Origin of the sequence: Alkalicoccobacillus porphyridii (assembly GCF_007293315.1) — a bacterium.
Taxonomy (GTDB): domain Bacteria; phylum Bacillota; class Bacilli; order Bacillales; family Bacillaceae_D; genus Alkalicoccobacillus; species Alkalicoccobacillus porphyridii.
In genome coordinates, this window is record NZ_VLXZ01000021.1 from 1 (window position 1) to 13,376 (window position 13,376).

Genomic DNA, 13,376 nt, shown 5'->3' on the forward strand with positions numbered 1-13,376 from the left:
ATCGAAGTGGTGGTTTTCCGCTTCGAGGGCTGAGGCCGTTCCCGCGGAAAGCGTAGGGTTCTCCTGTAGCGGCGCCACTTAGCTCATTCTTACATGACTTTTTTAGTGGCCTCATAAAAGTCCCCAGGTGAATTTATACATACACTCACTTGGACACTGTCCCTAAAGAACAAGATCAAGTATTTGTCATAGAGGAATTTCACCATTTAATGTAGAATAATATGTATAGAGAATGTAGAAGAATAGGTTGGTGTACTATGGAAAAAGAAACAAAGCCAATATATGGTGGTCAAGCCATTGTTGAAGGTGTTATGTTTGGTGGAAGACACACCACTGTATCTATGATACGTAGAAATGATGATACATTAGATACATTTGAAGTTAAGCGACACACGCCAGCCTGGATCACCAAGGCAAAGAAAATTCCGTTTGTTAGAGGAATCGCCGGCATTGTAGAAGCAAGCATTAACGGCTCAAAGCATTTAAATTTTTCAACGGATCGATATGATGTTGATCCATCAGAGGATGACAACATAGAGCCCGCTGAAAAGTCTTCAAAGCTAACCATGATACTCGGAGTAGCCGCCGTAGCCATTTTGTCATTTATCTTTGGTAAGCTGATATTTACACTAGTTCCAACCTTCATTGCTAATTTGTTCACCCCACTATTTCCTGGTCACGTGGCACAAAATTTACTTGAAGGCGGTTTTAAGCTTATTCTGCTTCTAGCTTATATATATTTACTGTCGTTTACACCGTTAATCCGTCGAGTGTTTCAGTATCACGGTGCTGAACACAAAGTAATTAATACCTATGAAGCGGGTCTTCCATTAACCGTGCAAAATGTGCAGGCTCATTCAAGACTTCATTACCGATGCGGCAGTAGCTTTATCCTTTTCACAGTCATTGTAGGAGTAGGAATCTATTTATTTCTTCCTTTTGATTCTCTCCTAGAACGAGTTATTCAACGTATTGTTCTAATTCCTGTTGTTCTAGGCGTATCTTTTGAAGTATTACAGCTAACAAATCGCCTCAGAGACATTCCAATTCTGAAATGGTTAGGCTATCCGGGATTAGCATTGCAATTATTAACCACAAAAGAACCTAGTGATAAACAGACAGAAGTGGCTATCGCTTCTTTTGAAGAGATGTTAAAAAGGGAAGAGACATATACCACCCCGATAAAAGCGGACATCGTATAGCTTACGACATCATGGAGGTGAATAGAATGCGCCGATTCTTTCAAATTGCCTTTCCAATCATCATCTTATTAGCAGCCTTTGGTTTTGTTATCTCAGTTATTAATAACCCGGTACGTGTCCTGCAATCCATTCTGTTGTTTGCCGGTTTTGCTGTTTTGATTTATTTCCTGTATCGCTTCTACCTGTCTCGCAAGTATGGAGTTCCTTTTATGCGGTCTCAGGACGGTCCCACCAAAGCTCAGCTTCGCAAGGCAAAACGAACAAGTACTGTTCGCTCTGCAGGTCCACCAAACCGAAGCAAATTTAAACCAGCCACTAAACAGATGAAACAAAATCAAAAGCCGTTAAAGAAAGTACCAAAAAAACGTTCTGGACCAAACCTAACAGTCATTGAGGGAAAGAAAAATAAACTAAAGCCTAAAAAGAAGGATCGTGCTTCATTTTAATGTACAAAAAACCGTGCTTATTCAAAAGCGCGGTTTTTTAGTAGGTCCATCTACCAAGAAATTTCTTCGTTTTCTCTTCCCCAAGCGTCATCAGTTCATGCTTTTGCAGATCTGATAAATCAAAGTCGGTCGCCTTTACATCTGTAACAGGAATAAAAATAACATTTTGAGCATCTTCATCTTCAATATGTCGTGTATCGTGTGCTCTACTCATGGTTTCAAATACGGCCTTATACATATCAACGGCATTTTTTATTTTATGTGGAGGTTGGTCAGCTATTTTTGGAGTGAGCTGCAAACCAATCACCGGACGCCGCCAGGATTTTTTTTCGCCATCACGAAACAACCAAATCGGAAAGTTACTTAATAATCCACCGTCTACAATATAAGAAAATTGACCTGCGCGATCATAGAGCTTCACCGGTTCAAAGAAATAAGGAATACTACAGCTCATACGAATCGCTTTAGCAACTGAAAAGGATTCCGCTCGTATTCCGTACTTATCTAAATCATCTGGTATCACAACCATCTGACCTCTAGATAAATCAGATACAACCACTCTTAAGGACTGATCTGGCAAGTCTCCAAATGTAACAATCCCTTTCTCTTTTAATAGATCGCGAATCCATTGCTCTAATGAATCTCCACGATACAGTCCTAATTTAAAGTAAACCTGTAACCATTTAATGACGGTAACCGGGAGAAAAGAGAGTCGCTCATCTTTAAAGGCTTCAACATCTAATTGATCAAGAATAGTTGTTAAATCCGCACTCGAGTACCCCGCTTTAACTAAAGCAGCAACAATGGAACCTGCACTGGTTCCAGCCACCCTCTCAAACGTAAAGCCCCTTTCCTCTAATACCTGCAGAGCACCTAAAAAGGCAAATGCCTTGACGCCTCCTCCTGCAAACACCGTATCTATCTTCACACCAATCCCCTCCCCCTCACCATGTTATGTATGAAGGCTGCGTCATATGTACAACACAAAAAGCGTTAAGCAAAGCAAAAAACACTCCGATTAAATCAGAGTGTTTTTCAACCTTTACTTATGATTGGTTAGTCTCTTCATTTTTTCTTTGAACCTCACGCAACCCATCAATTCGAGTTTGCTTCTCATTAAAGAACTGGACTACATCCCCAATTCGGTCAATTGCATCCCAGCTTAAATGATGTTCAATTCCTTCCACGTCTTGATAGATATGCTCTTTATCGACTCCGATAATCGTCATAAATTCTTCTAATAATTCATGTCGATAGACCAGGCGTTTTCCAATCTTGTTCCCTTTCGCGGTGAGAACTAAGCCTCTGTAACGCTCATAGACGAGATATTCACTCTTATCAAGTTTTTGAACCATTTTTGTGACGGAAGAGGGATGTACCTCAAGCGCCTCCGCAATATCTGATACTCGGGCATAGCCTTTCTCTTCAATTAGTATATAGATACGCTCTAGGTAGTCTTCCATGCTTGGTGTCGGCATAGGGTTCCCTCCATTTTATCGACGAACAGGCACGCAAGTGTGCATCCGAACTATTAGTAAAATACCACCATCTATTTTACTACATCTGCGCCTAAATAAACAGTGCAAACATTACATCGTTACGTTACGTAAAGTATTCTAACTTCGCCTCTGGGAAGAATTTATCAATATACGTATTGATTGTCTCCTTTAGTTGACCAGCCTCATCATCTTTATAGACATATTTCCCTCGTCCGTATCTACCCCACTTATATTTACGCTCATCCTCATTCATTTCAAGCTTTGATTTAGGATAACGTTTTTGAATAATTCGTTTAGCCGTCTTAGTAAAACGGTGTTGAATTAACTCAAACGTCATATCTTTTTTTGCATATGTGGGTAGAATCGCCTCAAGTCGTTCAAACAGTTCCAAATATCCTTTCTCCCAGCCTTCGTACCATACAATAGGTGCAACAATAAAACCAATTGGATAATCAGCTTTAGCTACCTTTTGAGCGGCCTCCAGTCGTTCCAGAAACGATGAGGTTCCTGGCTCAAAGTGTTTAATGACATGGTCTGAATTAACACTAAAACGGAAGCGAGTGTTACCATTATGCTTTGCATCAAGTAAATGATCCACATGATGATACTTTGTAACAAATCGTAGTCTTCCCCATTCCGTTTGCCCCATATGTTCAATTGTTTTTTTGAGTGAATGTGTAAGGTGATCAATCCCGACAATGTCCGATGTACATGCCGCTTCAAATCTTGTAGGCTCTGGCGCTCGATCCATCATATATCGATCTGCCGATTCAAAGATCTCATCCAAATTTACATAGGTTCGGATATATGGCTTGTCACCAAGCGTGGTTTGGAGATAGCAATAGTGGCAATGCCCCATACAGCCCGTTGCCAGAGGAATTGCATATTCAGCCGATGGCTTTGAGGTATCAAACTTTAAGGTTTTTCTTACACCAACCACCAACGTTGATTTAGCATTACGATATTTTTGAAAATCATTGTTTCCTGGGATGTTTCTCACCTGATTGTGAGAGGTCGTTTCTCTAATTTCAACACCTTCACGCTCAAATTTTTCCTTTAATTGTTTTCCTAGTGGATATTCAAGTGCTCCAGGTTCAATATAGACCAGTTGAGGGTAAAATGCTTTCATTATTGCACATCCTTTCTTTTCCTAGGATGCACATCTTGCCGGATTAAACGACTGTAACTTACTGGTAACATCACTTCCAAAGTTCAGATTGTTGCTTAAAAGGATTGACAATTTCTGTGGTTCATGTTCAGATTGTATGGAATTAATAGAACGCTTTGCTGGAGGTTAAATATGAAATACGTCATTCAAAACTTAGAGATTGTACCTGAAAATGAAGCTACCATCCAACCTAATGATCGCTCTTATCATTTTGGGGATGGCGTGTATGAAGTGGTTAGAGTATATCATTCGAAGCCCTTTCAACTAGACGCCCATTGGAAGCGATTAATGGAAAGCGCAAAAAAACTGGACATGAATTTCTCTGTTTCAACCGATGAGCTTACTAAGCTGACGGCTGAACTCATCGAAAAAAATCAGTTAGAGGACGGGACGGTTTATATTCAAGTTTCGAGAGGTGCGACCGAACGAAACCACCTTTATACGCGTGATGAAAAAGTTGTTCTAACTGGCTTTACAATGGCTGCACCTGCTCGCATGCAAACAAAAGGAATACATGCTTGGGTAACAGATGACCTTCGCTGGTTACGCTGTGATATTAAAACTGTTAACCTTCTAGGTAATATTATGGCTAAACGTGAAGCAGCAGATGCTGATTGTCAGGAAGCCATTATGCACCGAGATGGTACAGTAACAGAAGGATCTTCCTCCAATCTCTTTTTAGTGAATGATGGAATCCTCTATACACATCCAGCAACAAATTTGATTTTAAATGGGATTACAAGACAAGTCGTGATTCAGCTTGCACACGAGGCTGGAATCAAAGTCGTTGAAGAAGCTTTTCCCAAAGAAGTTCTGATCCATACCGAAGAAGCCTTTATTACCAGCACCACAAGTGAAATCACCCCTATTATTGAGTTTAAAGGCCAGATTAATGCTCAGATGCCAATTGGTCCTGTAACGAAAAAGCTTCAGGAGCGGTTTGCAAAACTAATTTAATGATTACATAAGGTGATATAGGGACTTACAAAAAACCTAACAATGACGAGAACAGCATTGTTAGGTTTCTTTTATTAGAAGCGTTATGGATTACATCTTCAATTTATATCGAACCATCCATTCAATCAGACTCCACGGTAGAAATAGTTTGCCCATAATCAAGACTCTGGTGCTTAAACCAATTGGATACCTTAGCTTGGGCTTTGGTTTGTTTGCTATTGCTACTAAACGCTGAACAACCTTCTTTGGATCCCCTGATTTTCTAGCTGAGTGTGCCGCTGACGCTAATAAGGTCTGCACAAACGAAGAGCACTCCTCCTCCCCATCTATTCCTGCCTCTTTCATCCCCTTCTCCCATATCTTTGTTCGATAGGGCCCTGGTTCGACTAAGCTAACATATACACCGAAAGGCAGCATCTCTAGCCGTAAGGATTCACTAAAACCTTCTAATGCGAATTTAGAGGATGTGTAGGGACCAAGTGCCGGAAATCCAAATCTTCCACTAATGCTACTTAGCATAATTATTTTTCCTGATCGACGTTTTCGCATATCGGGTAGGAAAGCCTTTGTTACAGCAATGACTCCGAACACATTCGCTTCAAATTGTTGTCGCCATTTATCCATGTCTACGAGCTCAACTGGGCCACCCTGACAAAAGCCGGCATTATTTATTAACACATCAATTATGATTTGTTGTTGATCAAGTTTATGTTTCACTTGATCAATATCTGTTTGATTGGTTACGTCAAGCTGCATGACGCTTATTTGCTCATGAAGTCCTAGACCCTTGGCTTCTTCTATTAGATCGTCTGAGTTAGAAAGGTCACGCATAGTCGCAATAACCCTGTAGCCTTTTTTAGCGAATGCTAGAACAGTTAGATATCCGAATCCGCTGCTTGCTCCTGTGATGAGAACGGTTTGCTTTGTCATTTGACTTCATGCTCTATCTGAAATAAATCCGTTGAAATTCCTTGCAAGAATGGAGACATCTCACCAAAAGAAATGATATTTAATTCATGCATCGCTCTCGTACAAACAGTATACAGTAGGGTACGATCCCTCTCTTGTTTATACACTTCTGCTGATGCATTCGGGATAATCACAGCATCAAACTCAATCCCTTTTGATAAATAGGAAGGGACAACCAGCAGACCTTTCTCAAATTCATAAGATTCTGTTGTAAGCAGTCGAACGGCTAAGGTTTCCTTAATCGATTCATACACCTCAGCAGCTTCTTTTGCGGTCTTAGTAATAATGGCTACGGATTTATGTCCATTTCCCACTAAACGCTTAGATTCATCTATTACGGTTGTATAGACAGTCGTTTTTTGGTCCACTTCAACGATCCTTGGCAGCGTTCCTGAACGATTAAATGCTTCAATTTCATCTGATTGTAAAAGCTCCTTAGTAAACTCAACAATTTCTTTTGTTGAACGATAGCTTTTAGATAAGGACATCAGCAGATGCTGCTTACCAGTATGCAAGCTAGGATCAAGCATCGTCTTTTGGTGCTGCGATTGAGCGTAAACCGCTTGATTGGCATCCCCTAAAATCGTCATACTCGCCTGTGGGTACATCATCTTTAAATATTCAAATTGAAAGGGTGAATAATCCTGAGCTTCATCTACAAATACATGCTGAATCAGATGGTCAGCTTTAGTACCTGAAAGCTTATCCTTTACATATAAATAAGGAGTGATGTCCTCATAACGAAGCGTTTTAGTATTTAAATGTTCTAGTGTTTGCTCACAGATATCCTCCCAATCACTTGGTACTCCTTCAAAGGATTGGCGAAATACATTTTTAAACAAACGATCGATATGGATAAAGGCCATTTTTTTCACTGCGTTTTTTAAAGGCTTAAATTGTTTAGCTACCACCTGCTTGGCAAGGTTTTTTCGCTCATAGCTTGCTTCGTCAAATCCGTCTTCCTCCATTTGACTTTCACGTTGATATTGCTTTTGTACCTCCTGATAGGCATCTGCCGAAAGCAACTCCACTTCATCCTCAACCCAGCCATTCGTGCGTTCTAGCTTCTCTAGCCTAGTTAGTTTAATGAGCAGCCATTCTGCCGTCAGCTTCATTCTGTTTGTAAGGGAAATGTTCTGATCCAACGAATAAAAGAATGCACTAATGCGAGAGGACTCAATGATAATCTCTCCTCTAAAACGCACCTGTTTAAAGATCAGACCTTTCCGAGATAGTCGATTTAGAAACTGATCAAGTACATGTTTAAAGTTTAGACTGGATTTAAAACGAATGCTTGATACCATTTGTTCATATCTTGGTTCATCTCTGAGCGTCAGCAATTTTTCTGTTTGTGTAAAGGCATCTTCTACTTCATACGCCGGACCGATTCTCTTTACAACATATTGTTGAAAAGTGGTCTGTTCAATATTTTCTTCACCTAGTTCAGGAAGGACTTTTGAAACATAGCTGTTAAATACTTGGTTTGGCGAAAATAACATGATGTTTTTTGCTGTTAAAGAATCCATATGCTGATATAACAAATACGCAGCTCTTTGCAATGCCGCAGAAGTTTTTCCACTGCCTGCAGCTCCTTGCACAACTAGAAAGCGGCTAGATTCATTACGAATTAACTGATTCTGCTCTTTTTGAATCGTTGCGACAATGCTTTTCATTTGTGCATTTGCTTCATTTCCTAGTACTTCTTTAAGCAGCTCATCACCTATTGTCAAACCAGTATCAAACATGCTTTTAATTTGTCCTGATTGAATAATGAACTGACGTTTTTTTGTCATTTCACCTTCTGTCACTCCATCTGGAGAAGTATAATAAGCTGGCCCTGGTGAAAAATCATAATATAAGCTAGAGATTGGAGCACGCCAATCATGAATGAGAAAATCTGATTTCTCTTCGTCCTGAAGAGAAGATACTCCAAGATAAATCGATTGAAGAGAACCGTTTACTGCATCCTTGAAATCAATTCGACCAAAATACGGCGAATTCCCTTGACGCTCTAAGACACGAATCACCTTATCCATCTGGCCATGCGTTCGTTCTCGCTCTCCAAGTAGCTCTGATTGCTGTCTAATACTAAACATTGTTTCTAATGCATCCTCGGCATTATCCATGTTCACCGTTACATCATCCCAAAACGTTTTGCGCAGGGCGATAATTTCTGATTTTGTTTTTTGATCCTGTTTTGCGAGCGAGATGATCTCTTTTTCAATATGCTCCCGTATCAGGTCCACCCTTTGTTGTTCTGCTACTCTGGTTTCATTTGGATGATTCATATGAACACGCCCCTTTAAAAAATTCTTGACACAAGCGACCTATGTCTGATAAGATATAATAGAGATAAAATTTACACAAAAAGTAAATAGATCCATTCTATATCGTATCACGATGACGTTGCATGAGCAAGGTCTATTTTTGCATTCTAAAACCCCTCTTATTGGAGGGGTTTTTTATTTGATCCGCCCCTCCATACTAAGAAAGACATTCGCTTTTTCAAGCCGTACTATGCTTTTACCAAGAACCAATCCCTCATACCAAGAAAGATCCTCGCTTTGCCAAGACGTACTCTGCTTTTACCAAGATCCAATCCCTCATACCAAGAAAGATCCTCGCTTTGCCAAGACGTAGTCCGTTTTTACCAAGACCCAATCCCTCATACCAAGAAAGATCCTCGCTTTGCCAAGACGTAGTCCGCTTTTACCAAGACCCTGCCCGCCATACCAAGAAAGATCCTCGCTTTGCCAAGACGTAGTCCGCTTTTACCAAGACCCTGCCCGCCATACCAAGAAAGATCCTCGCTTTGCCAAGACTTTAAAAGGTGTAATCATATTAAGAGTGATCATTTCATGTTCTTTCATTCTGAAATGCCTTCCTTCACTTCCGGAAATTCCATTCATCCTTACCATAGCGACGATCAATGATGGCTTGTACTTCGTCTTCTTCCTCAGAAGTAAGCGTGTAAGGCTCTAATTGAATGGAAAGTCCTCTCTCAAATCCAAGCTTAAAGATTGCGCTAGCTTCTTCGACTGTCATTGGAGTCTCTTTAAGTGCATTAATCGCTACGGCCTTGTTTTTAAAATTTCTCTGCATACGCTCTCGCAAACGATCACTTGAATAACGGAAAAGATCAAATAGTTTATCTTCATCAATATCTAAAATGATCGATCCATGCTGGAGGATAACCCCTTTTTGTCTCGTCTGTGCGCTTCCAGCGACCTTGCGTCCCTCCACCACAAGCTCGTACCAGGATGGCGCATCAAAACATACGGCAGATCGTGGATTTTTTAAGGCTTCCTTATCTTCTTCTGTAGAAGGTATGGAAAAATAAGCATCGAGTCCTGCTTCTTTAAATCCCTCTAAAAGTCCTTCTGAAATTACTCGGTATGCCTCTGTAACAGAAGCAGGCATGTTAGGGTGTGCCTCTGAAACAATGACACTATATGTAAGCTCTTGATCGTGTAATACACCACGACCACCCGTTGGCCTTCTGACAAAGCCTAAATTGTGCCGTTTGACCGCTTCCATATCCACTTCTTTTTCTACTCTTTGAAAGTAGCCAATGGATAGTGTCGCTGGATTCCATCCATAAAATCGAATGGTAGGAGGAATTTTTCCTTCACTATGCCAATTTAGGAGCGCTTCATCCAAAGCCATATTATAGGCGGGTGACTGTTTTCCAGAGTCAATAAATCTCCATATTTCTTTATCTACCATTCCACTACCCCTTTCACTCTACATAAGTTTATCAAATTCGAATACAAAGAGCCAAGAAACTAGTGAACAGATTGCCAAATAGTGTAGAGACCTATATAATTTAATAGATAAGTTTTTAGTTGAAGGAGCGTGCAACACCCGTTATGGAAATGCAGTATATTTTAATTGCCATTTTAACAGCCTTAATTGCATTTTTACTCGTTAGACGTTTTTACAAACCTAAATATTTAACCGTCTTAACGCAGGAAGATTTTATTAAGGGCTATCGCAAGGCCCAATTAATTGATGTCCGTGAACCAAGAGAATATGATGGTGGACATATTTTAGGTGCACGAAACATACCCATGTCTCAAATTCGTCAAAGAATTAATGAATTCCGTACGGATCAGCCTATCTATCTTTATTGTCAGTCTGGCGCTAGAAGCAGACAAGCAGCTGGAATCATCCGTAAGAAACGCGGAGTCACTGAGATTTATCAATTAAAACACGGTTTCCGCCGTTGGACCGGCAAAATCAAAAAGAAATAATAACAAACGAAAGCTACACTTACTAAGTAGGTGTAGCTTTTTTTATGAAGAAAAATCACAACTTGCTATGATTCTGTTCTCCATGTAAAGTAACGTTAATAAAACGGTTATTTAGAAGGGTTTGACCTTTATGGCTACCAATAGAAGCATTTTAATTGTTGAAGACGAAGAAAAAATTGCACGTGTCCTCAAGCTTGAGCTTGAATATGAAGGCTATCAAACAGAGAGTGTTTATGATGGCTTAAAGGCTTGGGAGTTGGTGCAAGCACAATCATGGGCTCTTGTTATATTAGATGTAATGCTACCTGGCCTGAGTGGCATGGAAGTGCTACGTCGCATGCGAGATCGTCATGATAATACCCCCGTAATTATGCTCACAGCCCGAGATAATGTCGTGGATAAGGTCTCAGGACTTGATCAGGGGGCAAATGATTATGTAACCAAACCTTTTGAAATTGAGGAGTTGCTTGCAAGAATACGCGTTAACCTTAGGCATTCTATTACACAAGAGCCGACATCTCATACCATTCAGGTAAATGACTTAATTGTCCAGACGGCCTCAAGAGAAGTGACCAGAGCCGGACAAGACATCACTCTCACCGCACGAGAGTTTGAGTTGTTGGTTTTTCTATTAAATCATCAAAATCAGGTACTAACTCGAGATCAGCTGCTTCAAAACGTTTGGGGGTTTGATTATATAGGTGAGACAAATATCGTGGATGTGTATATACGATATCTTCGTCAAAAAATGGATAAGGGCTTTGATAATCCCTTATTACACACGGTTCGAGGGGCCGGGTATATGTTGAAAGACCGTAGCTCATGAAGTTAAATCAGCGTATTACGTTGTTCTCAACCGTCTTTTTGTTTGTCATACTCGTGATAGTGAATAGTGCTGTCTATATCTTTTTTAAACAATTTATGCAAGAGTCTGAACGCAATCAAATTCAAGAACAAGGTCAAGCTGTACTTGAGATCATTGGAGATCATAACAGACCAAGCGTGTTACTTGATAATTATTTAATCGGTGAAGGCATGCTTCGAATAGTAAGGCCAGATGGTACAGTGGAAAAAGCACTTGCCGAAGATCCATCCATTATACATGTGCCGCCTGTTTATTCAGAACGACAATATGCTGATATCATCACTTTTAATGATCAAGAGTATGCTGTCTCTCGGCAGCCACTTATTTGGGATGATGGAACAGTCATGACACTTGAGAGAGTGGAATCAATTACTCATTACACCAATACTCTTATGTTACTCCAGCGCGTTTTAATCATTGCTTCATTTTTTGTTCTTATTCCTTCCTTTATTGCAGGGCAACTGTTAAGTCGGTTTATCTTAACTCCAATAAGAACATTAATAAGGACCATGCAGGAAATCAGTACAAAAGGCTCGTTCAAAAAAATTAATGTTCCATCTAAACAAACAGATGAGTTAGCTCAAATGAGTGTAACATTTAATCATATGATTGACTTATTACAACGAAATTTTGATCAGCAACAGCAATTTGTTTCGGATGCATCCCATGAGCTAAAAACACCACTAACCGTTATTGAAAGCTATGCTCGTCTTTTAAAGCGTTGGGGCATGAAAGATCCCGCTATCTTGGATGAAGCTGTTGAAGCAATTTATTCTGAAGCCTTACGAATGCGAGGTATGACCCAGCAAATGCTTGACCTCGCCAACGGAGAAACAGAAACGCTACAGCTAGAGCAGGCTGTTAATCTAACAGAAGTTATAAAAGAGACAGCAGAACGAATGAGCCGATCTTTTAAGCGTGACATTGAGCTAACCTTGAGTGAAAACGTTTGGGTTTTAGGTCGAGACGATAAATACAAACAGCTGCTCTTTATATTGCTTGAGAATGGATTTAAATACAGTCAGGATGCTCTTCGTATTGAGTTGTACATTCAAAAAGACAAAGCTATGCTAGAAGTAGCCGATTCAGGAATTGGTATTCCTAAAGAGTCCCACTCTCGTATATTTGAACGTTTCTTTCGAGTGTCTGAAGACCGCAACCGTCAATCTGGTGGCTCAGGTTTAGGTCTCGCGATCGCCAAAAAAATTGTTGATGATTACACTGGCAGCATTTATGTAAAAAGCGCAGTAGGGAAAGGCTCTACGTTTGTTGTAAGCCTGCCATTGCATATACTCAAGGAGGAGCAAACGTGATGAAATCGCCTATACGTATTACCTTATCCATCATAGCTCTGGTCCTAAGTATAACTGTCGTGTTATTTCTTGTATTTCGTCCTCTAGACCAGTCCGTTAGTATGGAAGATGTAAGAGAGATGATTGTGTCACAATACGGGAGCGAACCTACGGAGATACGCTTAGCAGACGGAATCTATTACGCCTCCATCGAGCGGATTGACGGTTTATATGAAATAGAAATTAGCGAAGAGACTGGAACGATACTTGCTCTTGTGCCCTTAGAAGATCGCGAGCCAGAACCTTCAAATGGACCCGTTGAACAACTAAATGAGTCTGAAGCTAGGCAAAGGTTTCTTGAACTAGCACCAAATGAGGCAAATATTAAAACCCTAACTCTTGTGAATAGCTCTCCTCCCATTTGGAGAGCAGAAATTGATACCGATACAGATGAAGGCAATATTGAAATAGACGCAATATCCGGGGAAGAACGCTCTAATGATTTTTCTGGTGAATTGATGGAACAGCCTACCTATATATCAGAAGAAAATGCTAAAGAAATCGCACTCGCAGAAGTAGACGGTGTGGTAGATGATGTAGATTTAGAAGAAGCAGATGGGCGTATGGTATATGAAGTAGAGATTGAAAACGAGGAAACAGACGAGGATGTAACAATCATCATTGACGCGATCACAGGGCAAATTATTCAGTTTGAATATTAATCT

13 protein-coding genes are annotated in these 13,376 nt (G+C 40.2%); 7 read left to right on the plus strand and 6 right to left on the minus strand.

Annotation, left to right across the window (positions count from 1 at the left end):
- Positions 1–257 precede the first annotated feature (257 nt).
- Positions 258–1,202, plus strand: coding sequence for a DUF1385 domain-containing protein (locus tag FN960_RS19895; RefSeq protein WP_143850626.1), 945 nt, complete (start codon positions 258–260; stop codon positions 1,200–1,202).
- A 26-nt stretch (positions 1,203–1,228) separates the two neighbouring features.
- Complete coding sequence (locus FN960_RS19900; protein ID WP_143850627.1) at positions 1,229–1,648, plus strand: SA1362 family protein; 420 nt, start codon at positions 1,229–1,231, stop codon at positions 1,646–1,648.
- A 37-nt stretch (positions 1,649–1,685) separates the two neighbouring features.
- Here the strand turns inward: FN960_RS19900 and FN960_RS19905 are convergent, their stop codons facing one another.
- The 3 genes from FN960_RS19905 to splB form a co-directional block, all read right to left on the minus strand.
- The gene (locus FN960_RS19905) at positions 1,686–2,576 is read right to left on the minus strand and encodes a patatin-like phospholipase family protein (protein WP_143850628.1); all 891 of its coding nucleotides are present in this window, start codon (positions 2,574–2,576) and stop codon (positions 1,686–1,688) included.
- A 118-nt stretch (positions 2,577–2,694) separates the two neighbouring features.
- Positions 2,695–3,126 (minus strand): transcriptional regulator MntR, encoded by a 432-nt coding sequence (gene mntR / locus FN960_RS19910; protein WP_143850629.1) that lies wholly within the window; start codon positions 3,124–3,126, stop codon positions 2,695–2,697.
- Between the two features lie 124 nt (positions 3,127–3,250).
- Positions 3,251–4,279: a spore photoproduct lyase gene (gene splB, locus FN960_RS19915; protein WP_368854051.1), complete on the minus strand. Its 1,029-nt coding sequence runs from the start codon at positions 4,277–4,279 to the stop codon at positions 3,251–3,253.
- 168 nt (positions 4,280–4,447) lie between these two features.
- Here splB and dat point away from each other — a divergent pair, with 168 nt between their 5' ends.
- Positions 4,448–5,272 (plus strand): D-amino-acid transaminase, encoded by an 825-nt coding sequence (gene dat / locus FN960_RS19920; protein ID WP_143850631.1) that lies wholly within the window; start codon positions 4,448–4,450, stop codon positions 5,270–5,272.
- A gap of 90 nt (positions 5,273–5,362) precedes the next feature.
- Here the strand turns inward: dat and FN960_RS19925 are convergent, their stop codons facing one another.
- The 3 genes from FN960_RS19925 to FN960_RS19935 form a co-directional block, all read right to left on the minus strand.
- On the minus strand, positions 5,363–6,202 hold the full coding sequence (locus FN960_RS19925) for an SDR family oxidoreductase (protein WP_143850632.1): 840 nt from the start codon (positions 6,200–6,202) through the stop codon (positions 5,363–5,365).
- Positions 6,199–8,529 (minus strand): RNA polymerase recycling motor HelD, encoded by a 2,331-nt coding sequence (gene helD, locus FN960_RS19930; RefSeq protein ID WP_143850633.1) that lies wholly within the window; start codon positions 8,527–8,529, stop codon positions 6,199–6,201. Before helD ends, FN960_RS19925 begins: the two co-directional genes overlap by 4 nt.
- Positions 8,530–9,127: 598 nt before the next feature.
- Positions 9,128–9,967 carry a lipoate--protein ligase family protein gene (locus tag FN960_RS19935; RefSeq protein ID WP_143850634.1) on the minus strand — a complete coding sequence of 280 codons (840 nt, stop codon included), beginning with the start codon at positions 9,965–9,967 and terminating at the stop codon, positions 9,128–9,130.
- A 149-nt stretch (positions 9,968–10,116) separates the two neighbouring features.
- Here FN960_RS19935 and FN960_RS19940 point away from each other — a divergent pair, with 149 nt between their 5' ends.
- The 4 genes from FN960_RS19940 to FN960_RS19955 all read left to right on the plus strand — a co-directional run bounded on the left by FN960_RS19940 (position 10,117) and on the right by FN960_RS19955 (position 13,373).
- The gene (locus tag FN960_RS19940) at positions 10,117–10,494 is read left to right on the plus strand and encodes a rhodanese-like domain-containing protein (protein ID WP_438799907.1); all 378 of its coding nucleotides are present in this window, start codon (positions 10,117–10,119) and stop codon (positions 10,492–10,494) included.
- 130 nt (positions 10,495–10,624) lie between these two features.
- Entirely contained in the window at positions 10,625–11,320 is a 696-nt protein-coding gene (locus FN960_RS19945; protein ID WP_143850636.1) for a response regulator transcription factor, read from the plus strand.
- Complete coding sequence (locus FN960_RS19950; RefSeq protein ID WP_143850637.1) at positions 11,317–12,672, plus strand: sensor histidine kinase; 1,356 nt, start codon at positions 11,317–11,319, stop codon at positions 12,670–12,672. Before FN960_RS19945 ends, FN960_RS19950 begins: the two co-directional genes overlap by 4 nt.
- Positions 12,672–13,373 (plus strand): PepSY domain-containing protein, encoded by a 702-nt coding sequence (locus FN960_RS19955; RefSeq protein ID WP_260682083.1) that lies wholly within the window; start codon positions 12,672–12,674, stop codon positions 13,371–13,373. The genes FN960_RS19950 and FN960_RS19955 overlap by 1 nt, the downstream gene beginning before the upstream one ends.
- Positions 13,374–13,376: the final 3 nt, after the last annotated feature.